This is a genomic window from Micromonospora sp. NPDC049645 (assembly GCF_040675155.1).
Lineage (GTDB): Bacteria > Actinomycetota > Actinomycetes > Mycobacteriales > Micromonosporaceae > Micromonospora.
Window position 1 is genome coordinate 843,581 of sequence record NZ_JBFAOI010000001.1, and the last position, 23,825, is coordinate 867,405.

Annotated in this window: 29 protein-coding genes; 20 read left to right on the plus strand and 9 right to left on the minus strand. The window is 71.9% G+C overall.

All coding sequences use genetic code 11. From position 1 onward, the window contains the following. Positions 1-26: 26 nt before the first annotated feature. Entirely contained in the window at positions 27-896 is an 870-nt protein-coding gene (locus tag AB0J33_RS03985) for a PhzF family phenazine biosynthesis protein (RefSeq protein WP_363609571.1), read from the plus strand. A gap of 12 nt (positions 897-908) precedes the next feature. Continuing rightward, complete coding sequence (locus AB0J33_RS03990; protein WP_363609573.1) at positions 909-1,439, plus strand: hypothetical protein; 531 nt, start codon at positions 909-911, stop codon at positions 1,437-1,439. Between the two features lie 8 nt (positions 1,440-1,447). Here the strand turns inward: AB0J33_RS03990 and AB0J33_RS03995 are convergent, their stop codons facing one another. Next, positions 1,448-2,167, minus strand: a complete 720-nt coding sequence (locus tag AB0J33_RS03995) for an HAD family hydrolase (RefSeq protein ID WP_363609575.1) — start codon at positions 2,165-2,167, stop codon at positions 1,448-1,450. A 105-nt stretch (positions 2,168-2,272) separates the two neighbouring features. On the opposite strand from AB0J33_RS03995, the gene AB0J33_RS04000 reads away from it, so the two are divergent. From AB0J33_RS04000 to AB0J33_RS04010, 3 genes are all read left to right on the plus strand, one after another. Further along, complete coding sequence (locus AB0J33_RS04000) at positions 2,273-3,217, plus strand: DMT family transporter (protein ID WP_363609577.1); 945 nt, start codon at positions 2,273-2,275, stop codon at positions 3,215-3,217. Between the two features lie 111 nt (positions 3,218-3,328). Beyond that, entirely contained in the window at positions 3,329-3,853 is a 525-nt protein-coding gene (locus tag AB0J33_RS04005) for a SigE family RNA polymerase sigma factor (RefSeq protein WP_363609579.1), read from the plus strand. Then, entirely contained in the window at positions 3,850-5,241 is a 1,392-nt protein-coding gene (locus AB0J33_RS04010) for a hypothetical protein (protein ID WP_363609581.1), read from the plus strand. The genes AB0J33_RS04005 and AB0J33_RS04010 overlap by 4 nt, the downstream gene beginning before the upstream one ends. Before the next feature lie 71 nt (positions 5,242-5,312). On the opposite strand, the gene AB0J33_RS04015 is transcribed toward AB0J33_RS04010, so the two are convergent. Next, the gene (locus AB0J33_RS04015) at positions 5,313-6,137 is read right to left on the minus strand and encodes an SDR family NAD(P)-dependent oxidoreductase (protein WP_363609583.1); all 825 of its coding nucleotides are present in this window, start codon (positions 6,135-6,137) and stop codon (positions 5,313-5,315) included. Between the two features lie 128 nt (positions 6,138-6,265). Here AB0J33_RS04015 and AB0J33_RS04020 point away from each other — a divergent pair, with 128 nt between their 5' ends. Further along, on the plus strand, positions 6,266-7,222 hold the full coding sequence (locus AB0J33_RS04020; protein ID WP_363609585.1) for a CoA ester lyase: 957 nt from the start codon (positions 6,266-6,268) through the stop codon (positions 7,220-7,222). Between the two features lie 31 nt (positions 7,223-7,253). Here AB0J33_RS04020 and AB0J33_RS04025 read toward each other — a convergent pair whose 3' ends face one another. Continuing rightward, entirely contained in the window at positions 7,254-7,781 is a 528-nt protein-coding gene (locus AB0J33_RS04025; protein WP_363609587.1) for a DUF4190 domain-containing protein, read from the minus strand. A gap of 117 nt (positions 7,782-7,898) precedes the next feature. On the opposite strand from AB0J33_RS04025, the gene AB0J33_RS04030 reads away from it, so the two are divergent. Beyond that, entirely contained in the window at positions 7,899-8,804 is a 906-nt protein-coding gene (locus tag AB0J33_RS04030; RefSeq protein ID WP_363609589.1) for an SDR family NAD(P)-dependent oxidoreductase, read from the plus strand. Between the two features lie 26 nt (positions 8,805-8,830). Here AB0J33_RS04030 and AB0J33_RS04035 read toward each other — a convergent pair whose 3' ends face one another. Further along, positions 8,831-9,367 carry a DUF4190 domain-containing protein gene (locus AB0J33_RS04035; protein WP_363609591.1) on the minus strand — a complete coding sequence of 179 codons (537 nt, stop codon included), beginning with the start codon at positions 9,365-9,367 and terminating at the stop codon, positions 8,831-8,833. A gap of 177 nt (positions 9,368-9,544) precedes the next feature. On the opposite strand from AB0J33_RS04035, the gene AB0J33_RS04040 reads away from it, so the two are divergent. Then, positions 9,545-10,741, plus strand: a complete 1,197-nt coding sequence (locus AB0J33_RS04040) for an acyl-CoA dehydrogenase family protein (RefSeq protein ID WP_363609593.1) — start codon at positions 9,545-9,547, stop codon at positions 10,739-10,741. 151 nt (positions 10,742-10,892) lie between these two features. On the opposite strand, the gene AB0J33_RS04045 is transcribed toward AB0J33_RS04040, so the two are convergent. Together AB0J33_RS04045 and AB0J33_RS04050 are read right to left on the minus strand one after the other, a co-directional pair. Continuing rightward, entirely contained in the window at positions 10,893-11,300 is a 408-nt protein-coding gene (locus AB0J33_RS04045) for a CoA-binding protein (protein ID WP_196928457.1), read from the minus strand. Positions 11,301-11,319: 19 nt separating this feature from the next. After that, positions 11,320-12,366: an Rv2578c family radical SAM protein gene (locus tag AB0J33_RS04050; RefSeq protein ID WP_363609595.1), complete on the minus strand. Its 1,047-nt coding sequence runs from the start codon at positions 12,364-12,366 to the stop codon at positions 11,320-11,322. Between the two features lie 93 nt (positions 12,367-12,459). Between AB0J33_RS04050 and AB0J33_RS04055 the strand changes: the two genes are divergently transcribed. Further along, positions 12,460-12,879: a DUF393 domain-containing protein gene (locus tag AB0J33_RS04055; protein WP_363609597.1), complete on the plus strand. Its 420-nt coding sequence runs from the start codon at positions 12,460-12,462 to the stop codon at positions 12,877-12,879. On the opposite strand, the gene AB0J33_RS04060 is transcribed toward AB0J33_RS04055, so the two are convergent. The 3 genes from AB0J33_RS04060 to trxA form a co-directional block, all read right to left on the minus strand. Further along, entirely contained in the window at positions 12,843-13,817 is a 975-nt protein-coding gene (locus tag AB0J33_RS04060) for an HTTM domain-containing protein (protein WP_363609599.1), read from the minus strand. The genes AB0J33_RS04055 and AB0J33_RS04060 overlap by 37 nt on opposite strands. Beyond that, complete coding sequence (locus AB0J33_RS04065; protein ID WP_363609601.1) at positions 13,814-14,254, minus strand: hypothetical protein; 441 nt, start codon at positions 14,252-14,254, stop codon at positions 13,814-13,816. The genes AB0J33_RS04060 and AB0J33_RS04065 overlap by 4 nt, the downstream gene beginning before the upstream one ends. 146 nt (positions 14,255-14,400) lie before the next feature. Further along, complete coding sequence (gene trxA, locus AB0J33_RS04070; RefSeq protein ID WP_030329190.1) at positions 14,401-14,763, minus strand: thioredoxin; 363 nt, start codon at positions 14,761-14,763, stop codon at positions 14,401-14,403. Positions 14,764-15,310: 547 nt separating this feature from the next. Between trxA and AB0J33_RS04075 the strand changes: the two genes are divergently transcribed. The 11 genes from AB0J33_RS04075 to AB0J33_RS04125 all read left to right on the plus strand — a co-directional run bounded on the left by AB0J33_RS04075 (position 15,311) and on the right by AB0J33_RS04125 (position 23,808). Further along, complete coding sequence (locus tag AB0J33_RS04075; RefSeq protein WP_030486570.1) at positions 15,311-15,826, plus strand: MaoC family dehydratase; 516 nt, start codon at positions 15,311-15,313, stop codon at positions 15,824-15,826. Between the two features lie 85 nt (positions 15,827-15,911). Continuing rightward, complete coding sequence (locus tag AB0J33_RS04080; RefSeq protein ID WP_363609604.1) at positions 15,912-16,448, plus strand: hypothetical protein; 537 nt, start codon at positions 15,912-15,914, stop codon at positions 16,446-16,448. Positions 16,449-16,500: 52 nt separating this feature from the next. Next, entirely contained in the window at positions 16,501-17,124 is a 624-nt protein-coding gene (locus AB0J33_RS04085) for an RNA methyltransferase (RefSeq protein ID WP_363610216.1), read from the plus strand. A 46-nt stretch (positions 17,125-17,170) separates the two neighbouring features. Continuing rightward, the gene (locus AB0J33_RS04090; RefSeq protein WP_363609606.1) at positions 17,171-17,881 is read left to right on the plus strand and encodes a DUF6758 family protein; all 711 of its coding nucleotides are present in this window, start codon (positions 17,171-17,173) and stop codon (positions 17,879-17,881) included. A gap of 116 nt (positions 17,882-17,997) precedes the next feature. After that, complete coding sequence (locus AB0J33_RS04095) at positions 17,998-18,156, plus strand: hypothetical protein (protein ID WP_007455302.1); 159 nt, start codon at positions 17,998-18,000, stop codon at positions 18,154-18,156. 6 nt (positions 18,157-18,162) lie between these two features. Then, a complete protein-coding gene (locus AB0J33_RS04100) occupies positions 18,163-19,038 on the plus strand; it encodes a PH domain-containing protein (protein ID WP_363609609.1) in 876 nt (291 codons plus the stop codon). A 103-nt stretch (positions 19,039-19,141) separates the two neighbouring features. After that, complete coding sequence (locus tag AB0J33_RS04105; protein ID WP_363609611.1) at positions 19,142-19,996, plus strand: SigE family RNA polymerase sigma factor; 855 nt, start codon at positions 19,142-19,144, stop codon at positions 19,994-19,996. Between the two features lie 83 nt (positions 19,997-20,079). Then, positions 20,080-21,255 carry a hypothetical protein gene (locus AB0J33_RS04110; RefSeq protein WP_363609613.1) on the plus strand — a complete coding sequence of 392 codons (1,176 nt, stop codon included), beginning with the start codon at positions 20,080-20,082 and terminating at the stop codon, positions 21,253-21,255. Positions 21,256-21,315: 60 nt separating this feature from the next. Further along, complete coding sequence (locus AB0J33_RS04115) at positions 21,316-22,188, plus strand: PHP domain-containing protein (protein ID WP_363609615.1); 873 nt, start codon at positions 21,316-21,318, stop codon at positions 22,186-22,188. A 41-nt stretch (positions 22,189-22,229) separates the two neighbouring features. Further along, positions 22,230-22,844, plus strand: coding sequence for a MarC family protein (locus AB0J33_RS04120; RefSeq protein WP_363609617.1), 615 nt, complete (start codon positions 22,230-22,232; stop codon positions 22,842-22,844). Positions 22,845-22,887: 43 nt separating this feature from the next. Continuing rightward, on the plus strand, positions 22,888-23,808 hold the full coding sequence (locus tag AB0J33_RS04125) for a PD-(D/E)XK nuclease family protein (protein WP_363609619.1): 921 nt from the start codon (positions 22,888-22,890) through the stop codon (positions 23,806-23,808). Positions 23,809-23,825: the final 17 nt, after the last annotated feature.

A 23,825-nucleotide genomic window follows, 5' to 3' on the forward strand; every position in this document is an offset into this window, starting at 1 on the left:
AGCCTAAGCGCCTAGTGTTTATCAACATGTCGACCTTGGCCTACGAGATCGTGGACGTCTTCACCGACCGCCCCTTCGCCGGCAACCCGTTGGCGGTGGTGTTCGGCGCGGAGGCGCTGGCCACCGAGCAGATGCAGGCGCTCGCGCTGGAGTTCAACCTCTCCGAGACGGTGTTCGTGCTGCCACCGACCCAGCTCGGGGTCACCTACCGGGCCAGGATCTTCACACCGGTGGAGGAGTTGCCGTTCGCCGGGCACCCGAGCGTTGGTGCGGCGGTCACCGCCTGCCGGCGGGGCATGTTCGGTGTGGGGCAGGTCACCCAGGAGTGCGTGGCCGGTGTGCTGCCGATCGAGGTGACCGGCTCCGGGGCGACGCTGACCGGCGGCACCCCGACCCTCGGGCCGGAGTTGGACCCGGAGCCGTTGCTGGAGATCGCCGGGCTGGAAGCCGACGACCACGTCGGCCCCGCCCCACGTGTCGCCGGCTGTGGGCTGGAGTTCCCGTACCTGCCGGTGCGGCCGGAGTCGGTGGCCCGCGCCCGGGTCAACTCGGCGGCGGCGCAGCGGTACGGGGTGTCGCACGTCAGCGTCTTCTCCTGGGACGCGGCGACGCAAACGGCGCACGCCCGGGTCTTCGTGCCGGGGATCGGCATCCCGGAGGACCCGGCGACCGGTTCGGCGGCGCTCGGCCTGGGTGTCTGGCTGGTGGCGAGCGGTCTGCTGCCCGGCGAGGGGCGGTCGGAGTACGCGGTCCGCCAGGGTGTGGAGATGAACCGCCCGTCCGCGTTGGCCTGCACGGTCACCGCGGCGAACGGCGTGGCGGTCGGCGCGACGGTCGCCGGCCAGGTGATGCCGGTGGCCCGGGGTGAGATCGCCGTGCCGCCGTTCGTGGGTTGAGCGCAGGCGCCGATGCGGGAGGATGCGGGTGTGACGGACGAGGACGCCCCCGGGGGCACCCCACTTGTCGACGAGGCGATGAAGAAGGCCGCCGTGGCCTGGATCAGCGTTGCCGGCGGGCCGGCCCTCGCGCTCTGGTGCGCCCCGCTGGAGGGCACGCTGCTGGTGGTCAGCGGGCCGGGCGAGCAGACCGCGCCGGGTCTGGCCGACGCGACCGAGGCGCAGGTCACGCTTCGTGGCGACCATGGTGGCCGGATCGTCACCTGGCCCGCCCGGGTGACCCGGGTGCGGCCGGGCACCGAGGCGTGGGACACCACCGCGCCGCTGGTGGCGGCGAAGCGCCTCAACGCGCCCGGTCCGACCGCCGACCTGGTGGCCCGCTGGGCTGCCGACGGGTGTGCGGTGAACCGGCTCACCCCGGCCGGTGCCCCGCTGGCCGGGGCGGACCTGCCGGCCGACGCGCAGGCCGAGCCGCCCCGGCCCACCGCGGCCGTGCGGGCCACCCGTAAGCCGTTCCGGCTGCACCGGGTTCGTCGCCGCTGATCGGCCGGTCAGCCCGCCGGAGGGCCGACGCCCACCACCGCCGCCTCGGCGTCGACGAGGTTGAGCACCTCGCCCAGGGTGCCGAGCGTGGGGCCGCGCCAGTCCCGGTCGGCGTTGAACACCATGTGGGTGGTCAGGTCGGGTGCGGCGAGCCGGACGGCGGTCATCCCGGCCCGTTCGGCGCCGGTCAGCTCCTGGCTGCCGCCGTCGCCCACGTAGAGGCAGTCGCCGGGCCTGAGCCCGAGCCGCTGGCAGGCGGTCAGGTAGAGCGTCGCATCCGGCTTGCACCGCCCCACCTGCACCGAGAAGACCCGCACGTCGAGCAGCGGGGCGACCGCGAGCTGCGGTAGAAAGGCGGGCAGTTCGTGCGTGCAGTCGCTGATCACGCCGGTGCGCAGGCCGCGCTGGCGCAGGGCCGCCAGCACCGGCACCGCGTCGGCCCGCAGCCAGGTGTCCGCGCGGACCGCCCGGTGCCGGGACGCCACCGCCGCCCGCACCGCATGGTCACTGGGGTGTACGCCGACCTGGGCGCACACCCAGCGCAGTGTCGCCTCGGCGTTGCCGAGGCGGCCGGTGGCCCGTTCGTAGTAGGTGCGGTCCAGCACCTCGGTCAGCGCGTCGGTGTGACAGCCGAGCAGCTCGGCAGTGCCGACGTGCGCGACTCCGCGTTGCACCGAACGGGTCAGGGTGCCGAAGAAGTCGAACAGCACCGCCTGGTAGCTGGACATGGGGAACGCCTCCGGGCGGTCGATGGTCGCCGGCGCGGAACCGCGTGATCGTAACGGAGTGATGACCCTCCGTGTCGACCGTCATACGTGTGAGGATTACGTCCCGTGCCCCCTTCTTCACACCGGCCGACGGTGGATCCGCTGACCACCGGCGCGGTCGGGCTGGCCGTCGTCGCCGTGTCGTCGTCCGCACCGCTGATCGCGTACGCCGCCGCTCCCGCTCTGGCCATCGCGTTCTGGCGCAACCTGCTCGCGGTGGCCGTGCTGAGCCCCTTCTCGCTGGCCCGGCGGCGCGCCGAGTTCCGCAGGCTGACCGTGGGCGCGGGCCGGCGGGAGGGGTTGTTCTGCGTACTGTCCGGGGTCGCGTTGGCCGGGCACTTCGCGACCTGGGTGCCGAGCGCCCAACTCACCTCGGTCGCCACGTCCACCGCCCTGGTCGCCACCCAGCCGGTCTGGCAGGGCTTGATCGCCCGCGCCCAGGGGCGCCCGCTGCCCCGGGTGGTCTGGGTCGGCATCGCGGTGGCGGTCGGCGGCGCGACGGTCGCCACCGGGGTGGACGTGGGCGTCTCCGGCCGGGCCGTCCTCGGCGACGTGCTGGCGTTGGTCGGCGCCATGTTCGCCGCCGTCTACACCGCCTTCGGCGAGCGTGCACGGACCAGCATCAGCACCACCACCTACACCACCATCTGTTACGGGATCTGCGCGCTGATCCTGCTGGCCATCTGCCTGGCCGGGGGCGTGCGGTTGACCGGGTTCGACGGTCGTACCTGGTTGGCCATCCTGGCCCTGGTGGCGGGCGCCCAACTGCTCGGGCACTCGATGTTCAACTACGCCCTGCAGAAGATCCCGGCGACCACGGTGAGCGTGCTGATCCTGCTGGAGGCGCCCGGAGCGGCCCTGCTCGGATGGGCCTGGCTGGGGCAACTGCCCCGCCCGTACGCGCTGCTCGGGATGGCGCTGCTGCTGGTCGGGGTCGCGGTGGTGGTGCTCGGTGGCCGGCGCGTCGAACCCAGCGCGCTGCCGGCCGACCCGACACCGCTGGCCGACTGATCCCGGACACGTCTCGCGACGAGGTACGGAACGACGAGGTACGGAACATGGACACTGGTTCCCTCCGCGGCGGGGTCGCCCGGCGTCTGTCCGGGTGAGGAGGGCGATCCGTTGACGACTGAGGACCGCGCCCGGGACGGCTTCGCCGACTTCGTCCGGGCCGAGACCGCCGGGCTGACCCGGTTCGCGTACCTGCTGACCGGTGACCGGCACCACGCGGAGGACCTGGTCCAGGTGGCGCTGGCTCGCGTCGCGGTGCGCTGGGAGCGGATCGAGGATCCTCCCGCCTATCTGCGCCGGGTGCTCTGCACGCAGGCCGCCAGTTGGTGGCGCTGGCGTCGGGCCCGCCCGGCCGAGCGGCTGGGCGGGGCGTTGCCGGAACGATCCGGTCCGGGTGACGACGCCGATCTGCGGCTGGTGCTGTCGGCGGCGTTGGCTCGGCTGACCGTGCGGCAACGCGCGGTCCTCGTGTTGCGCTACTACGAGGACCGCACCGAGACGGAGACGGCTGAACTGCTCGGCTGCCGGGTCGGCACGGTGAAGAGCCAGACCCGACACGCCCTCGGCCGACTCCGCGTACTCGCCCCCGAACTGGCCGAACTTGTCGGCCGTGACCCGCAGGAGGTGGCCCGGTGACCGCCCGGCTCTCCGAAGCGCTGCGGCGCCTCGCCGACGACGTGCCACCCGCGCGCGTACCGGAGGGGTTCTTCGACGCGGCGCGGACCCGGCACCGCCGTCGCCGGGCCGCCGTCGCGGGAGCGCTCGCCGTCCTGGTCCTGCTCCTGGGCACCGGGTACGCGCTGCACCCGGTCGCCCTGCCGATCCCCGCCGGCCCGAGGCACGACGCCCCTGGCCTGCCCACCAGACTCGTCGACCCGCCGCTGCGAACCGCCTCGGTACGGGCCTCGGCGCCTGGCTCGGCGGCGATGCTCTTCGGCGGTCCAGCCGTGCGCACCGACTGGTTCGAGACCCGGATGGGTGTGGTCGCCGCGGACGCCGACCGCTACCGGGTGCTGGACGCCGATCCGGCCGTCGCGGGTTTCGAGGCGATGCTCTCCCCGGACGGCCGGTACGCCGCGATCGGCGCGACACTGCTCGACCTGCGGACCGGGAAGTTCACCGCGGATCGCACGGGTGGCTACCCGCTCGCGTTCGCGCCGAACGGGGAACGTCTCGTCTACGCCGAGGACGAGACGACGTTCACCCCGCCCAACAGCTACGGCACCCCGTACGTCGGTGTCTACGACCGGGAACGCGGCGCGGATGTGCTGCGGGTGCGGGTCGGAACGGCCTGGATTCCGCCCGGACGCACGGCCGCGCTCTCGCCCGACGCCGGGGAGTTGGCCCTCCAGGTCCGCGACGAGGTCTGGCTCACTCGGGTGGCCGACGCGGGCGCCGATCGGGTCGCCGAGCCGTACCGGAAGCTGCCGCTCGCCGGCGGCCGGCTCGCCGGGGCCGGCTCCTGGTCGCCGGACGGCGGATCGGTGGCGGTCCTGGGTCGGTCCACCTGCGACGACTGCCCGGTGCCGTCCTTCCGGCGCGCCTGGACGCTGGCGTTGCGGTCCACCATCGACGGTTCGCCCGTGGCCGGTGCGGCGTTCCCCCCGCTGCCCTCCCGCACGTTCGTGCAACTGCTCGGCTGGCGCTCTGCGGAGGAGGCGGTCGCCCTGGTCGGGGTGCCGGGTCCGGCGGCGGTGGACCGCCCGGATGATCACGACGTGGCCTGGGGGCCGTTCCACGAGCCCGGCACGGAGGCGGTCGAACTCGTGGCGCTGCGCCGGGGCGCGCTCGCGCCGGAGGTGCTCTTCCGCACCCCGGAGGGCATCACCGAGCTGTCGGTCGCCGCCGACCTGGCGATCGACGGGACGGTACGCGAATCCGGTCGCCCCGACTACGGGCCGCTGCCGTTCTGGGTGCTCGCGGTGGGGTTCGTGCTGGTGGTCCTGGTGGCACTACCCGTGCTGGCGTGGCTGCGGCGGTGGCGCGGCCGGCGTCGCCGACCTAGCCCTCGTGCACCTCGATGACCCGGGTGGCCGGGGTGGCCTCGGCCCGGACGGCGAACTCGACGGTCGCGACGAGTGTCAGCACGCCGGCCCTATTCATCGAGGCCGACGGCCTTGGCGCTCGCCGCCCACAGCCGGGCCGCTAGCTGCGGGTCGACCGCCTTGCGGAACGGCCGGCGCGGTCGACGGTCGGCGTAGTAACCCCCGCCGATCAGCCGGGAGCGCTCCTGGTTGGCCAGCCACACCAGGGTCTCGGCGCCCTTCTCCGGGCTGCGGAACGGCAGGAAACGCATGCCGAACGCGACAAGCCTGCTGTCGTTGGCGAACCGGGTGCGGACCACGCCGGGATGGAAGCTGTACGTGGTGGTGTGTGGCCAGCGCCGGGCCGCCTCGGCGGCGAACAGGATGTTCGCCTGCTTGCTGGTGCCGTACGCGCCCATCGGCCAGTAGTCGCGCAGTGGCTTGTTCAGGTCGTCCGGATCGAGTGCGCCGAAGCGGTGCGCGCCGGAGGCGGTCACCACGACCCGGCCCACCCGGTCGGCGAGCAGATTGGTCAGCAGGAACGGGGCCAGGTGGTTGGCCTGGATCGACATCTCGAACCCGTCGACGGTGCTCAGTGGTTGCAGGGCGATCGCGCCGGCGTTGTTGGCGAGCACGTCGATCCGGTCGTACGCGGCCCGTAGCTGCTCGGCCAGTCGGCGTACGTCGTCGAGGATGGCGAAATCGGCCCGGAACAGTTCCGGACGCTCACCGGAGTTCTCCCGCACCCGCTCGGCGGCGGCCTGGAGGCGGGCCGGGTCCCGCCCGACCAGCACCACCCGGTCGCCACGGCAGGCCAACTGCACGGCGGCGGCCAGCCCGATGCCGGAGCTGGCCCCGGTCACCACCACCAGTCGACGCCCAGTGAGATCTTCCACAGGTCCATTCACCCCGGTCATGGCGCGAGGTTACCGTGGCGTCACAACGCCCTTTGGGATCGTTAAGTTCCCGGATCTGTCGTCAGGTGGCGTCGGCGTGCCCGCCGGACGCTGGAAGGAGCGCATTCATGGCCGCGATCGGTCGCCCCCGCAGGTCCTGCCTCGCCGTGCCGGGTTCCAGCGTGAAGATGCTCGGCAAGGCCCAGGGACTGCCGGCCGACCAGGTCTTCCTCGATCTGGAGGACGCCGTCGCCCCGCTGGCCAAGCCGGATGCGCGCAAGAACATCGTGGCCGTCCTCAACGAGGGCGACTGGGCCGGCAAGACCCGGGTGGTCCGGGTCAACGACCTGACCACGCCGTGGACCTACCGGGACGTCATCGAGGTCGTCGAGGGCGCCGGCGCGAACCTGGACTGCATCATGCTGCCGAAGGTGCAGACCGCCGCGCAGGTGCAGTGGCTGGACCTGACGCTCACCCAGATCGAGAAGACGATCGGCCTGGAGGTCGGCCGGATCGGCATCGAGGCGCAGATCGAGAACGCCGCCGGTCTGGTCAACGTGGACGCGATCGCCGCCGCCTCGCCGCGCGTGGAGACCATCATCTTCGGCCCGGCCGACTTCATGGCGTCGATCAACATGAGGTCGATGGTGGTCGGAGGTCTGATCCCGGACTACCCGGGCGACCCGTACCACTACATCCTGATGCGGATCCTGATGGCCGCGCGGATGCACGACAAGCAAGCCATCGACGGTCCCTTCCTGCAGATCCGCGACGTCGACGCGTTCCGCGAGGTGGCCAAGCGCTCCGCCGCGTTGGGCTTCGACGGCAAGTGGGTGCTGCACCCGGGCCAGATCGACGCCGCCAACGAGGTGTACCAGCCGGCGCAGGCCGACTACGACCACGCCGAGCTGATCCTCGACGCGTACGAGCACTACACCTCGGAGGCCGGCGGCCGGCTCGGCGCGGTGATGCTCGGCGACGAGATGATCGACGAGGCGTCCCGCAAGATGGCGCTGGTGATCGCCGCCAAGGGCCGGGCAGCCGGGATGAGCCGCACCTCGTCGTTCACTCCACCGGCCGAGTGACGGACCGACCGGACCGACCGCCGGCCGTCGATCAGTAGCTGCTGCCGCTGTCGTTGCTCGTCACGATCGCGTAGATGATCGCGGCGGCGTAGATGGCGAGCAGCAGCACGATCAGGCCGGTGAGGATCCAACCGACGATGATGGCGGTCTTGGCCAGCCCCTCGCCACCCTCACCGCTGACCCGGATCTGCTTCTGCGCCACGTGTCCGAGGATCGCGCCGACCGGCGCCGTGATGCAGGTCGTGAAGCCGGCCAGCGCCAGCACCAACGCCGCGATCGCCAAACCGTTGGTCTTCTGCGGCGGCGCGTAACCGTAGCCGGGGTACTGCGGCGGGTAGCCGGGCGGGGCGTAACCGGGCATCGGCTGCGTCAGTGGCGGCTGGCCGCCGCCGTACGGGTCGACCGGGGCGTACGGGTTGGCCGGGGCGTACGGGTTGGCCGGGCCGGGCTGGGTGGGGATCGGCTGACCGGCCACGAGGGTCGGGTCCGATGCGGGGCTCGACGGCCGAACCGACCAGGTGGGATCGGTCGGGTCGCCGGGCGGCGGGGGATTGGTCATGCGAACTCTCCGTCACGTCGGGGTGCGGTGACAGGGTAGCCAGCGCCGCCCAAACCCGACGCCCCCGCTTCCGGGTGCCGCGTTGCTCGGGCCGGTCGTAACGGGCAGGATCCTGGCATGGCATTCGACGCGCGCGCCGCGGACCGCTCCGGCAGCCGACCCCGACGGGACGTCAGCCGTCCGGGCGCGGCCCGGCGCGCCCGCACGGCAGCCCCGGCCGGCAGCCCCGGCCCGGACGAGCCGGTTGCGCTCGCCGACCCGGTCACCATGCGCCTCGACGGCCGGGTCGCCCTGGTCACCGGGGCGGGCAGCCCGGACGGCATCGGGTACGCCACCGCACGGCGGCTCGCCGACCTGGGCGCCCGGGTGGCCATCGTCTCCACCACCCGGCGCATCCACGAGCGGGCCGGCGAGTTGGGGGTGACCGGCTTCGTCGCGGACCTGACCGACGAGGCCGAGGTGGGTGCGCTGGCCGATGCGGTCGCCGAGCAGTTGGGCGACGTCGAGGTGCTGGTCAACAACGCCGGCCTGGCCAGTCGAGCCAGCCAGGGGGTGCTGCGGCCGGTCGCACAGTTGACCTACGACGAGTGGCGCGGTGAGATCGACCGCAACCTCTCCACCGCGTTCCTGTGCAGCCGGGCGTTCATCGGTGGGATGGCCGAACGGGGCTGGGGGCGGATCGTCAACCTGGCGGCCACGGCCGGCCCGGTCAACGCCCTGCCCACCGAGGCCGCGTACGCCGCGGCGAAGGCCGGGGTCGTCGGGCTGACCCGGGCCCTGGCCATGGAGATGATCGCCGACGGCGTGACCGTCAACGCGGTGGCGCCCGGCACCATCTACACCGCGGCGTCCACGATGGCCGAGATCAAGCAGGGGCTGGGCACCCCGGTGGGCCGACCGGGCACACCGGACGAGGTCGCCGCGGCAATTAGCTTCCTCTGCTCGCCGGCCGCCTCGTACATCACCGGGCAGATGCTGGTGGTGGACGGCGGCAACAGCGTCCGCGAGGCCCGCTTCCGCTGACCGCGACGGTCCGCCCCGGCCGCCTGTCAGTAGCCTCCGGTGTCGCCGGTGTTGCCGAACGCCACGAGCGCCAGCCAGCCACAGCAGGCCAGCACGGTGAGCCCGGTGAAGACGTAGCCCAGGATCAGCCCCCAGGTCGCGAGCTGCTCGCCCTCCTCGCCGCTGGTGCGGATCTGCCGCTTGGCCACGTGGCCGAGGACGGCGCCGGCCGGTGGAAACACGAAGGCGAACACCAACGACAGGATCGCCAGCACGTTGGTGCCCCGAGGCGGCCCGGACGGCGGTGGGCCGTACTGGCCGTAGGGGCCCTGCGGTGGGTACGGCGGCTGCTGGCTCCAGTGCGCCGACTGCTGCGACCCCTGGTGGCCGTACGGCGACTGGTCGCCCGGTGGCCCGTACGGTGAGCGCTCCGCTGGTAGCTCGTACGCCGGCTGGTCCGGCTGGGGCGGGTGCGGCGGTTGGCCGGGCGGCGGTGGCGCGTACGGCGACTGGTCCCTGGGTGGCTCGTAGGGTGACGGCGGCTGCTCGTCCCCGGGCGGTCCCGACGGCGGCGGGTGGGTCACAGCTGTCCTCCTCCTGCCGGTGCCGGAAAAGTCCCTCTTGCCGGACGCTACCCGGAGCGGTGAACCTTTTCACAGCTGTTGTGTGGACTGGTCACCTTGGCCTCGTCGACCCGGGAGGCCGATACTGACCCAGCGTTCAGTTACCCATGAGTAGTGCGCGGATCCCCGGAGGCTGAGATGGCCCGACTCGCCCAGACGCCCGGCCTGACCGATGTGCAACAGTCGATCCTGGAGACCGTTCGGGACTTCGCCGACAAGGAGATCATCCCGCACGCGCAGCGGCTGGAGCACGCCGACGAGTACCCCACCGACATCCTCGACGGGATGCGCGAGATGGGGCTGTTCGGCCTCACCATCGACGAGGAGTACGGCGGCCTCGGCGAATCACTGCTCACCTACGCGCTGGTGGTGGAGCAACTGTCCCGGGGTTGGATGTCGATCTCCGGCATCGTCAACACCCACTTCATCGTGGCGTACCTGATCTCTCAGCACGGCTCCACCGAGCAGAAGGCCCGCCTGCTGCCGAAGATGGCCACCGGCGAGGTGCGCGGCGCGTTCTCGATGTCCGAGCCCGAGACCGGCTCCGACGTCTCGGCGATCAAGTCCCGGGCCGTCCGCGACGGCGACCGCTACGTGCTCGACGGGCAGAAGATGTGGCTCACCAACGGGGCGTACTCCTCGGTGGTGGCCACCCTGGTCAAGACCGACACCGGCGCGGACTCCGTGTACGGCAACATGAGCACCTTCCTGCTGGAGAAGGAGCCGGGCTTCGGTGAGACCGCTCCCGGCCTGACCATCCCCGGCAGGATCGAGAAGATGGGTTACAAGGGCGTCGAGACCACCGAGATGGTGCTCGACGGGGTGACCGTGCCCGACTCCACGATCCTCGGCGGCGCCGACCAGGTGGGCCGCGGCTTCTACCAGATGATGGACGGCATCGAGGTGGGCCGGGTCAACGTGGCCGCCCGTGCCTGCGGCATCTCCATCCGCGCCTTCGAGCTGGCGGTCAGCTACGCCCAGCAGCGCAGGACCTTCGGCCAGCCGCTCGCCAAGCACCAGGCGATCGCCTTCAAGCTCGCCGAGATGGGCACGAAGATCGAGGCCGCGCACGCACTGATGGTCAACGCCGCCCGGCTCAAGGACGCCGGCCAGCGCAACGACGTCGAGGCCGGGATGGCCAAGCTGCTCGCCTCGGAATACTGCGCCGAGGTCGTCCAGGAGGCGTTCCGCATCCACGGTGGCTACGGCTACTCCAAGGAGTACGAGATCGAGCGGCTGATGCGGGAGGCCCCGTTCCTGCTCATCGGCGAGGGCACCTCAGAGATCCAGAAGACCATCATCAGCCGAGGTCTCCTAAAGGAATACAAGCTCTAACCCACCCCCAAACCCACCCCCGTCCCACCCCACTCCGTCGATCATGGAGTTGTGGTGGGGGACAGATGCGGCATAAGGCGTCGAATCTGGCACCACTACTCCTTGATCGACGCGAGAGTGGGGTGGGCACGGGGGAGGGTGGGCTCGTGGGTCAGGGCAGGCGGGTCAGGTTGGCGGCGGCGCGTTCGACGATGAGGCAGCGGTCCTCGACGTAGTCCATGCCGGCCTCCTCGGCGATCCGCCGGGCCTCGGCCGAGACGATGCCCAGTTGCAGCCAGACCGCGGGCGCGCCGATCGCCGCCGCGTCCCGGACCACCTGGACGGCGTCGGCGGCCGGCCGGAACACGTCCACGAGGTCGACGGGGTGCGGGATGTCGGCGAGGGTCTTGTAGGCCCGTTCCCCGAACAGTTCGTCGACCGTCGGGTTGACCGGGATGATGCGCCAGCCGTACTGCTGCATCTGCAACGGCACGCCGTGCGCGGCCTTGAACGGGTCGCGGGACGCGCCCACGACGGCGATCACGGCGGAGTCGGCGAGGATCTGCTGAGCGGTACGCACCCGCCGACTGTAGCTCCGACTACAGCAGGGTCAGCTGCTCGGCCGTCGACGGTGGTGGTGGCGCGGGCAGGTTGCGGTTGTCGCCCCGCTCGCCGCGGTGCAGCCCGTGCCGGCGGGCGGCGATCCGCACCCGCGCGGTCAGCTCCCGCTGGTACGCCTGCGGGGCGTACGCGCCGGCCCGGTAGAGCTCGCGGTAGCGGGGGACCAGGTGTGGGTGCTCGCGGGCGAGCCAGTGCGCATACCACTCCCGGGCGCCGGGTCGCAGGTGCAGGGGCAGGGCGGTCACGCTTGTCGCACCGGCGGCGGCGATCGCCGAGACCGTCGCATCGATCGACTCGTCGCTGTCGCTGAGGCCGGGCAGGATCGGGGCCATCAGCACCCCGACGGAGAAGCCGGCGTCGGTGAGCGCCCGGACGGCGTCCAGTCGGCGGCGTGGGTGTGGCGTGCCCGGTTCGACGGTGCGCCAGAGGTGCTCGTCGACGAACCCCACCGAGAACGAGATGCCCACCGTGGTCACCTCGGCGGCCTGACGCAGCAGCGGCAGGTCGCGCAGGATCAGCGTGCCCTTGGTGAGGATCGAGAACGGGTTGGCGAAGTCTCGCAGGGCGCCGATGATCTGCGGCATCAGCCGGTAACGACCCTCGGCGCGCTGGTAGCAGTCCACGTTGGTGCCCATCGCCACGTGCGCGCCCCGCCAACGTGGCGCGGCCAGCTCCCGCCGGGCCAACTCGCCGGCGTTCACCTTGACGATCACCTTCCGGTCGAAGTCGGCACCGGCATCGAGATCGAGATAAGTGTGAGTATTTCTCGCGAAGCAGTAGCGACACGCATGAGAACAGCCACGGTACGGGTTGATCGTCCACTCGAACGGGACGCGGGACTGGCCGGGCACCCGGTTGAGGATGGACTTGGCCTGCACCTCGTAGAAGGTCATCCCGGCGAACTCGGGGGTGTCGAAGGTGCGGGCGACGGCGCCGGGCAGCGCCAGCGGCAGGGGTGGCGTCGCTGGCGCTGCCCGCTCGGGGTCTCCCTCAACCGGGGGAGCGGTGAGGTTGTCCCAGCGCATGGGCACTATTCGAACACGTGTACGAGGGGAGCGCAAGTGACCCGCCGTACACCGGTGGGCGTTCGGGCGGGCGCGGAGGGAAGGATGGACACCATGGAGACGTCGACCTTCGTCTACGACGGGGACTGCGCGTTCTGCACGAGCTGTGCGGAGTTCATCGAGCGCCGCATCCCCACCGCCGCGCGGGTGGTGCCCTGGCAGTTCGCCGATCTGGACGCGCTGGGCCTCACGGTCGCCGAGTGCGAGGAGGCCGTGCAGTGGGTCGGCGCGGACGGCTCGCGCGCGGCGGGTCCGGACGCCATCGCGAAACTCCTCGCCGCCAGTGGTCCGCTCTGGCGGATCGCCGGTGCCGGCCTACGGTTTCCTCCGGCGCGCGCCGCGGCCTGGCCGTTGTACCGCTGGGTGGCGCGCAACCGGCATCGACTTCCCGGTGGCACCGCGGCCTGCTCCCTGCCGCAGGAGGCCAGGGAGCGGCTCTACGGGCCGACCGGTCGCCCGACCACCGGCGCCTGATCGTCGAGTGCCCGCTCCGCGCCGGCTCCCACCGGGCCGTGGCCCGGCGGCACCGGGTCGACGCCCGCCGGGCTCGGCGCCACGGCATCCGTCGTCGCCGACGCGGGAGCGTCGCGGCGCCCGACCAGCCGGCGTGCCCACACCAGCGGGCGGACCCGCTCCAGCGGCAGGAAGCTCGTCATCGCGGCCAGATGCGGCGCGAACGAGATCGTGATGGTCGCGATGGTGACCGCGTGGAACGAGTAGAAGAAACCGACCATGGCCAGTCGCCAGCGGGCTGGCAACAGGAAGACCACCGGGCTGAGCAGCTCGAACGCGACGATGCCGAACTGGGCGACGATCAGCAGGTGGGGCACCTGGGCGATCAGGTCCGCCAGGTCGGTGCCGCGCCGGATGATCGCGCGGGCCAGGACCGAGCCGGTCAGCCAGTCCGGGCCGCCGAAGCGCAGCTTGGCGAAGGCGGCCAGGAAGTACGTGCAGATCACCGCGATCTGGGTGACTCGGAGGGCCCAGCCGCCGGCCTCGGTGCGGGTGGTGTCGCCGTGTCGGGCGCGACCGGCGGTGGGCAGCACGACCAGTGCGACGAGCAGCGCGAATCGGTCGTGGTCGACCTTCCCGTAGCTCATCGCGACGACCATCCACTCCAGGTACAGCGCGCAGACCGCCCAGCCGAGCAGCCGGGGCGCCCGTCCGGTCGCGGCGAGCAGGGCGAGCAGCAGCAACGCCCAGAAGATCACCGCCACCAGCGTCGGGGTTGGCGTCGGTAGCGGGAGCAGGCGGCCGATCAGAAGCGGCTGGTACAGCTCGCCGGGCACGCTGGCCCGGGTGCGTACCCAGGGCGTGAAGATCACCAGGTCGGCGGCGACGAACAGGTAGATCAGGGTGCGGAACGCGGCCACCCGGCCCCGCGGCACGGCCTCGGTCAGCCAGCGGCTCATCGGGGTGCCTGCCAGCGGACGACGGTCTCGTCGGTGTGTCGGCCGGTCGGTCGGCCGGCGCGGATGTCGTGCCAGCGGATGACGATGCGGACCTCGACCAGCGCGGGGGCGTCCGGGTGGCGTTCGGCGTACGCGTCGGCGACCTCGGTGAGCAGCGTCGGGTCGGCGGCGTACCGGGCCTGCTGACCCTCGATCTCGGCACGGCGGATGCCGGTCGCGTCCTGGTCGAGGTCGATCACCGCCCCGGAGCTGTTCACCCCCTCGACGCGGGTGTCGGGCGCGGGCGCGTTCGGCGGGTTGGAGGTGGAGTACATCCGGAACGGGCCGAACGGGAAGTCGTCGTCGCTGCCCCAGAAGGTGCCGGCGATGAGCAGGACGAGACCGAGTGCGGTCGCGCCCAGCCGGGTCACGCGCCCGCGGGTGGTCAGGTTCTCCATCGGGTCGTGACGATACGGGATGTACCGGCGGTGTCGGGTCCCTCCGGCGGTCAGTCTGGGCTGCCCAGGAAGGTGATCATGCAACGGGTACGACGAAGGCCGGGCCCGTGTCGGGGCCCGGCCTCGCGTGTCGTCCTGCGGACGACCTAGTGGTTGTGCTCGGCCAGCTGCTTGCGGACGTCGTCCATGTCCAGCGCCTCGACCTGCTCGATCAGGTTCTCCAGCGCGGACTCGGGAAGGGCGCCCGGCTGGGCGAAGACGATGACGCCGTCGCGGATCGCCATGATCGTCGGGATCGAGCGGATGTCGAACTTCGCGCCCAGCTCCTGCTGAGCCTCGGTGTCGACCTTGCCGAAGACGATGTTCTGGTGCTTCTCCGAGGAGCGCTCGTAGACCGGGGCGAACCGCTTGCACGGACCACACCAGTCGGCCCAGAAGTCGACCAGGACGATGCCGTCGTTGCCGGTCACCTCGTCGAAGTTCGCCGAGGTCAGCTCAACGGTTGCCATTGCACTCTCCGATCACCGCGGTTTGTCTACGTCCCGTAGAACCAGGGCTGACCGTATCGAATTCCCGGGCGCTGAGGCACGAAACGTGCTGCGGGCTGCCGAGGGGTGCCCTGGGTCATCGACCCACGTCTGTTGGTCCCGACCTGCGGAACGCAAGTGCATGACGCACTTGCGTGACCTGCGGTGATGGGAGCGTTTCCAAGGAGATCCACGCGACCGAGCGCCACGAATCGGTCAACTGCCCCTTGACAAGGAGCTATCCGGCCTGCGGAGATCGCTGATCAACCTCCACCTCGTCACGGACAGTAGTGTTACAAAAAGATAAATGTGACGGCGATCTCTGTTGAACCTACGCAGGCGTAGGGCAGAATTCCTCACATCAGAGCGTGGGCGGCGGGTGCCGGGGAGGGCCCCGCCGCTCATTGCGTCTCCCCCCTTGCGAGTGACCGGTGTGACATTTCCGCCGCCGTCGCGCCCCGCGGGTCGCCTTAACCATCGATAAGGCATGCTGTGCCGAACTTCATCGCCGCCCGTCGAAGGGACCAGGATGCAGTTCGGTCGCTACTACGAGGAGTTCGAGGTCGGCGCGGTCTACCGGCACTGGCCGGGCAAGACCGTCACCGAGTACGACGACCACCTCTTCTGCCTGCTCACCATGAACCACCACCCGTTGCACATGGACGCGCACTACGCCGCGACGGCCAGCCAGTTCAAGCGCAACGTCGTGGTCGGCAACTACATCTACTCGCTGCTGCTCGGCATGTCGGTGCCCGACGTGAGTGGCAAGGCGATCGCCAACCTGGAGGTCGAGTCGCTGCGGCACGTCGCGCCGACCTTCCACGGCGACACCATCTACGGCGAGACCACGGTGCTGGACAAGCGTGAGTCCGGCTCGAAACCCGACCGGGGCGTGGTGTCGGTGGAGACCCGCGGCTACAACCAGGACGGCACGATGGTCTGCGTCTTCCGGCGCAAGGTCATGGTCCCCAAGCGGGAGTACGCGGCCGCCGCGGTCCCCGACGGAGTGGATCCGGAACGGCCCAGCTTCCCCGAGCCGCGCTGACCGTCGCGCGGGCGCGTCGCCGCCGGGCTCCTTCCCCGCCTCTGGTCTGCCGGGGAAGGTGCCCTGTTCCGGTTTCCGGGGGCATATGCTGACGCCGGAGGTTCCGATGAGCCACTCCGTCGCTGGAGAGCCGCCCTCTGCCGGCCGTCGAGCCGCACCCTCGACCACCGCTGTCTATTCCGCCGCCGAATGGGATCTGCTCACCGGCCTGCCCGGTCGGGTTCTCGTGGCCGCCGCCGCTCCCGGCCCCGGTCGTCTGGAACGAGGGGTCACGGCGAGCCTGGCCGGCCTGGACGCCATGGCCGCGGGGCGGGCCTCCGACAGCGACCTGGTCCGCGCGGTGGTCGCGGCGATCTACGCCCGCCACGACGGCGCACCGCAACCCGCCGAGCGACTCACCGACCTGGTGGACCTGCTGGCCGCCTGCCGGGCGGCGAGCCGGGTCCTGCACCGGCGCGCCGATCCCGCCGACTCGGCCGCGTACCGCCAGTGGGTGCAATCGGTCGCGGCCCGGGTCTGTCGCGCGGTGCCCGGCGTCGGTGCGCACCGGGTCGACCCACCGGCCAGCCCAGCGGACCGGCGCTTCCTCGACCGGCTCGGCGCCGCCCTTGGCCTGGGCTGACCCGGCAGGTCGTCGCAGCGGGCGCCGGCGCGGTCCGTACCCTCTGATGACCGTGACCGACGACCAGATTGAGGTGGGCGTGGGCCCCTGGCCGGGGGACCCACCCGACGACCCCCGTTACGACCCGCGGCTGCTGGCGGAGGGGGACCGGCGCAATGTCGTCGACCGCTACCGCTACTGGCGGCACGAGGCGATCGTCGCCGACCTGGACCGGCACCGGCACGGCTTCCACGTCGCGATCGAGAACTGGCAGCACGACTTCAACATCGGCACGGTGGTGCGCAACGCGAACGCGTTCAACGCCGCCGAGGTGCACATCGTCGGCCGGCGACGGTGGAACCGGCGCGGGGCGATGGTGACCGACCGGTACCAGCACGTGCGGCACCACGAGACGATCGAGGAGTTCGTCGCCTGGGCGGTCGAGCGGCGGCTGCCGGTGTTCGGCATCGACAATCTGCCCGGATCGCGTCCGCTGGAGACCGGCGCCCTGCCGCGGGAGTGCGTGCTGCTGTTCGGGCAGGAGGGTCCGGGGCTCTCCGCGCCGGCCCGTGCCGCCTGCGACCAGCTCTACTCCATCGCCCAGTACGGCTCGACGAGGTCGATCAACGCGGGCGTGGCCAGCGGCATCGCGATGCACGCCTGGATCCGCGCCCACGCCGGCGCCCCACCGGACTGAGCACCTCCGGGTCCCGAATCGGACGTTCCGGCTTGACGTGCCGGCGATGCGGGGAGACGGTGGTGATGTGAGTGTCGCGGTGAGTTGTCCGAGATGCGGGGGCCCGGTACGGGCGCCGGATCTGATGAACACCGACTCGAGGTGCGTGCGTTGCGGCCCGGTGCCACCGCTGCACGTGCCCGAGCACATCGGAGCGGAGATCGTGGCGAGCGTGGTGGAACGGATCACCGCGACCGCCGACCCGCCGGTGACGCCGTTGTGGTGCCCGTGGCCGCTGCCGCCCGGGTGGACACTCACCGGCGTGGCGTACGCCGGGGACGATCGGACGGGAGTGCGGGCGACGGCGGTCGCCTGCGCGGGCCCGGCGCCACTCGGCGGTGGTCCCGCCGATCTGGTCTTCGTCGCCGAGGAGCCCGGGGTCGGCCTGGGCACCCGACTCGCCGGACTGACCGGCCCGGATCCGGGGCCGGAGTTGACCGACGCGCTGAGCGATCCAGGGCCGGGCCATCCAGACCACGTCGGACAGGCGAAGATCAAGGTCGGCGGGCATCCCACTCCACTGTGGTTGGTGAATTCTCCAACGGATCGAAGCGCGTACGCGGGCGAGGCTCGGGGAATGTGGCTCCATGCGATAGCCTGGCCGGCGAGTGCGGGTCACCTGCTCGCGGAAGATGTCGTGCTACACGACCTGACCGAGTGGACTCCGCCCGAACTCGTGTACGGCGCACCGTCTCCGTATCTACCCGGTAGGGCTTGACATCTCTCCCGGATTGACGGAGAACGGACGCAGATATTCACTGTACGACACCACACTGATACTCTGGGTGCCGCTGCGGTAATGGGACCCGGCGCCGCGCGAGAGGATGGCCCGCCATGGTCAAGAAGGTCCTCACCTGGGCCGGAATCGCATTCTTGATCTTCTTCGTCGCCTACCGGCCAAACTCTGCGGCGGACGTGTTCAAGTCGCTCGGCGGCGGGATCATGGATATCGCCCAGGGGTTTGGCGACTTCTTCACCAGCCTCGTCGCCTAGCCGCCGATGGGCAGCCCCTCCGGTCCACCCTTCGACCCGGACGACCCCGACCGGGAACGTCGCGAGCGTGACACCGAGCCGATCCCGCGGATCGGGCCCGATGACGGCCCGGGCTACGGGGCTGGTCCCGGCCTGTCCGACGGTCCGTCCCTTTCGGACGACGTCGGCTACGGCGACGGGCCTGGCTATGCCGGCCAGGGTCGTTCCGGTCGGGGGTGGGTCCGTGATCCGGAGGCCGGCTACCAGCCGCCCCAGATCTCCGAGGACGAGCTGGCCGGGTTGCGCGCCGACGCGACCGGCGCGACCCCTCGGCGGGTGCTGCCACTGGAGGACGAGCCCAGCTCGTTGGTGGCTCGCTACCTCTTCCCGACCGAGCGCTACCGGGGTGAGTGGAAGCGACACTGGATCCACCTCACCAACCCGCTGTTGATCGGCATCGCGGCGACCTTCGTGCTCGGCTACCTCTCCGGCTTCCTCGCCGGCCAGGATGTCGGCGCGCTGACCACCATCGCGGTGCTGCTCTGGTTCGCGGTGATGGGCTGGGTGGCGTGGAAGGTCGCCGACTGGTGGTATGACCGGTTCATCCTGACCAACAAGCGGGTCATGGTGGTCAACGGCATCGTCACCCGCAAGGTCGCGATGATGCCGCTGGTCCGGGTCACCGACATGAAGTACGAGCAGACCCCGACCGGCCGAGCGCTCAACTACGGCACCTTCGTGCTGGAGTCGGCCGGTCAGGAGCAGGCGCTCCGCGAGATCAAGAATCTGCCCAACCCGAACGAGCTCTACCTGCGCGTGGTCGAAGAGATGTACGAGCCGCAGGCGGTCGAGGCCCGGCTCGGCAAGGAGGCCGACGAGGCCAAGGCCGACGACGGGGCGTGAAGGTTTTCGACCGAACATCGGAGCAAGTGCGCACCTTTCGTCATGGACCCGACCGCCTCTGACGTGGCACCCTGCCAGGACGGCAGGGGTGTGGAGGTGGGCGGTGGCGAGCAAGGACTCGTTGGAGGAGCAGTTCCGCGAGTTCGTCGCGGCCCGCTCCGCCGCGCTCCTACGCACCGCCTACCTGCTCACCGGGGACTGGGCCACGGCCGAGGACCTGCTCCAGACGGCGCTGACCAAGACCTACCTCGCGTGGAAGCGGCTCGGTGGGATCGAGGCGGTCGAGCCGTACGCCCGGCGGGTGATGGTCAACACCTCGACCAGTTGGTGGCGGCGACGCTGGCACGGCGAACGCCCGACCGAGGTGCTGCCCGAGCGGGCCGGTGTCGACGAGATCGAGCAGCAACTTGACCGCGATCTGCTCTGGCGGCACCTCCGGGAGCTGCCCAACCGGCAACGGGCGGTGCTGGTGCTGCGCTACTACGAGGACATGTCGGAGGCGCAGACCGCCGCGATGCTGGACATCTCGCCGGGCACGGTGAAGAGCCAGTCGTCCCGGGCGCTGGCCACGCTGCGTCGGCGGATGGGCGCGGACGCACCGGACCTCGCCGCCGCCGGCACCGCTGGCCGGTCGGCTGCCGCCGGCGCAGGCTCGGCCGCAGCCGGTGAGTCGGCTGCCGGGACGACGGGCTCGGCCGCAGCCGGTGGGTCGGCTGCCGGGACGACGGGTTCGGGTGCAGCCGGTGGGTCGGCTGCCGGGACGACGGGTTCGGGTGCCCGGACCGGGCGGACCCCGGCCGCCGGTGCCGCCGTCAGGCCAGGGCAGGCGGCCGGTCGACCCGTGCCTCGCCCGGCCACGCCCCGCACCGCCGTGCCGCGTCCGATCGGCCCGCAGGTCGTACTACCCACCGCCCCGGCGGCCGTGCCCGTCGGCACGGGCTCCGGGGAACAGCAGTGAGTGGGTTCCCCGGCCGGCCCGACAACCTGACGGACGGCCCGCGGCGTTCATACGAGGTGCGGCCGGACGAACTGGAAGGTGCGGTGCGGGAGACACTCTCGCGCCAGGTCGCCCTCGCCCGGCCACTGGGCGCCGATCCGGCCGGCCAGGCCATCCGCCGCGCCAACCGGATCCGACGTCGGCGTACCGCGGCCGGCATCGCCCTCGCGGCGGTCACCACCGTGCTGCTCAGTGCCGGCATGGCGCAACTCGGTGCCGAGACCGCCCGGGACGGGTCACCCATCCTGGTGATCGGTGATCCGGACCCGACGAACCGGCCCCGCCCCGCGGCCAGCAATCCCGGCACCGACCCCTCGCCCGGACCGTCGACCTCCCTGGTCATGAGCGAGACGCTGGTCAGCGCCGACGGCCGGCGGTTGGTCCTGCCCGACGTCGGGCCGGCCGAACGCGCCCAGCCCCTGCCGAACGGCGGCGGCTGGCTGGTGGTCGGCGCGCCGAGTGCCGCCGGGCGTTCCCTCTGGGTGGTGCAGAACGACGGCCTGGTGCAGGTGCTCCTCGCCGGTGCGGGCACGATCGTCCTGGCCCCGGACAGCCTCCAGGTCGCCTGGCGCGACGGCGGCGACCTGCTGGTGGCGGGCGTGGTCGGGACCCAGCTCATCGGGGCGGTGCGCACCCCGGCGCCGGCGACGGCGGAACCCGTCCGGTTCGTCGGTGACAGCGTGCTGGTGCGACCCGACCCGGCCGGCGCCGGCCACACCCTCTGGCGGCCCGGTGCCGGGCCGCTGCCCGAGGCCCTCGACAGGGAGAGCCTCAACGTCTACGGGCCGCTGCCCGACGGGCGGCTCGTCGGCCAGGTCGCCACGACCGGCTCCGACAAAGCGTGCCTGGCCGTGCTGACCCCGACCCGTTCCCTGGACCCGGTACGCACCGGGTGCGGTCCCGACCTCAGTCAGGACGGAGTCGGCGGGATCTCACCCGACGGGCGGTGGCTGCTGGTGAACGGGTGGATCGGCAAGGCCAGCCGAGCCCTGCTGATCGACCTGCAACGGCTCGGCGCGAACGCGCCAGCGGTCGCGGCCGGCCCGCCGATGACCGGGGCGATCGTCTGGAGCAACGAGACCGACGCCTCCTACCTCGACGGCAGCGGCGCACTGGTCCGGGTGGACGTCGGCCGGGTACGGGCCGGAAAGCCGGCCAGCCCGGCTCCGGTGCCCGGCGTGCCAGCGGGGGACCGCCCAGTGTTGGTGAAAAGCTTCTGACCCCGGTGCCGGGGCGACATAGGTGAGCCCGACTCGCGGTTTCCCCGGTAGCGTCGGACGGTGACCTCGCGTACCGGCTCCACCCCCCGGATCGACCTGCACACGCACTCGACGGCCAGCGACGGCACGCTGACCCCGGCCGAGCTGGTCAGCGCGGCCTCCGACGCCGGGCTGGACGTGCTGGCGATCACCGACCACGACACCACCGCCGGCTGGGCGCCGGCCGTGGGCGCGCTGCCGCCAGGGCTTCGTCTCATCCGGGGGGCGGAATTGTCCTGCCGCTGGTCCGGCGCGCAGCCGGCGGTGCCGCTGCACCTGCTGGCGTACCTCTTCGACCCGGACGACCCGGAACTGGTGGCCGAGCTGGCCCGGGTACGGGCCGCCCGGGAGGAGCGCGGCGAACGGATGGTCGCCCTGCTGCGGGCCGACGGCATCGACGTGAACTGGCCGGACATCCTGGCCGGCGCGGGCGGCGGCACCGTGGGGCGCCCGCACATCGCGCAGGCGCTCATCCGCGCCGGTCTGGTCGGCAGTACCCGGGAGGCGTTCGGCCCGGACTGGTTGGGCGAGCGGTACCGGCTGCCCAAGGAGGACATCGACGTGTTCCGCGCGGTTCGACTGGTCCGGGCGGCCGGAGGCGTGCCGGTCTTCGCCCACCCCCGGGCCACCCGGCGGGGGCGGGTGGTGCCCGACGAACTGATCGCCGAGTTGGCCGCCGCCGGGCTGGCCGGGTTGGAGGCCGACCACGAGGACCACAGCCCGGCCGAGCGGGAGCACGTACGGGCGCTCGCCGCCGAGCTGGGCCTGTTCGTCACCGGCTCCTCGGATTTCCACGGCACCCACAAGACCGTGCAGCTCGGTGAGTTCAGCACCGGCGTCGAGGCGTACGAGCAGATCGTCGCCGGCGGGGTGACCGAGGTCGCTTCGGGGTGATCCGGGTATTTCGCCCACTGTGCCGCGGCTAGGTTGATCACGTGGATCTGAAGCTGTTCGGCGAGGTTTTCGTGACCCTGCTGGTGATCACTGACCCGCCGGGCATGATGCCGATCTTCCTGGCGTTGACCGGTCCGCTTCCCGCCCGCGACCGCAACCGGGCGGCGTGGCAGGCCGTCGCGTTGGCGCTCGGCGTCATCGTGATCTTCGCGGTGGCGGGGCAGACCCTGCTCGACTACCTGCACGTGGACCTGCCGGCGTTGCAGGCGGCCGGTGGGCTGCTGCTCGTGCTCGTCGCCCTGGAGCTGCTGACCGGCAAGGCCGACGACCCGAGCCAGCAGGTCACCTCCAACATCGCGCTGGTGCCGCTGGGCACCCCGTTGCTGGCCGGCCCCGGTGCCATCGTGGCCACCATGCTCTTCGTCCAGCAGGCCGACGGGCTGGGCGAATTCACCGCGATCGCGGTGGCGATCCTCGCCGTGATGCTCGCCGTCTGGATCGTCCTCCGGTTCTCCGGCGGCATCGTGAAGATCCTCCGGCCGGGCGGGATCGAGGTGTTGACCCGTATCGCCGGCCTGCTACTGGCCGCGATCGCGGTGCAGCTCATCGCCGACGCGGTGGCCGCCTTCGTCACGCAGTACGTGAACATGGCCTGACGGCATCCCCGCGATGTCGGGGGCGGATGGCAGGATCGCAGGCGTGCGACGATCCTCATCAGCGGGGCGGCCGGCCGCCGGCGGTCGGGCCCCACGGCAGCGCGCCGGCGAAGCCGAACAGCTCGGCTTCGAGGGCATGCCGGAGCGGTTGTTCGTGTGCACCCCGAGCAAACTCGGCGCGTACGCGGACTGCCCGCGCCGCTACCGCTACTCCTACGTCGACCGGCCCGCCCCGCCCAAGGGTCCGCCGTGGGCGCACAACTCGCTCGGCGCCAGCGTGCACACCGCCCTGAAAAACTGGTATGCGCTGCCCGCCGACCGTCGGCGCCCCGAGGCCCTGGCCACGCTGCTCAAGGGCACCTGGGTCCGCGAGGGCTACCGCGACGACGAGCAGGAGCGGGCCGCCTACCGGCGGGCGTTGGGGTGGCTGGAGGCGTACGTCGAGACGCTGGAGCCGGATTCCGACCCCCTCGGCGTGGAGCGGGTGGTGGCGGTCAAGACCGCCGTGCTGGCGTTCAACGGTCGCGCCGACCGGATCGACTCACGGCCCGGCCCGGACGGGCCGGAGCTGGCGATCGTCGACTACAAGACCGGTCGCACCGGGCTGGACACGGACGACGCCCGGGGCTCGCAGGCACTGGCGCTCTACGCCTACGCGGCCGAGCGGGTGTTCCGCCGGCCGTGCCGTCGGGTGGAGTTGCACCATTTGCCGACCGGCACGGTCGCCGCCCACGACCACACCGTCGAGTCGCTGGCCCGGCAGCTGAACCGCGCGGAGGAGACGGCCCGAGACATCATGGCGGCCGAACGGGCGGTCGCGGACGGCGCCGACGCGGACGAGGCCTTCCCGGTGGCCCCCAGCCCGCGCTGCGGCTGGTGCGACTTCCGGCGGCACTGCCCGGCGGGCGCGCAGGTTCCGGGCAGGGAACCGTGGGCGGCCATGGACCGGCCGGCCGACGGGTGACCTCGAAGGCACCGAAG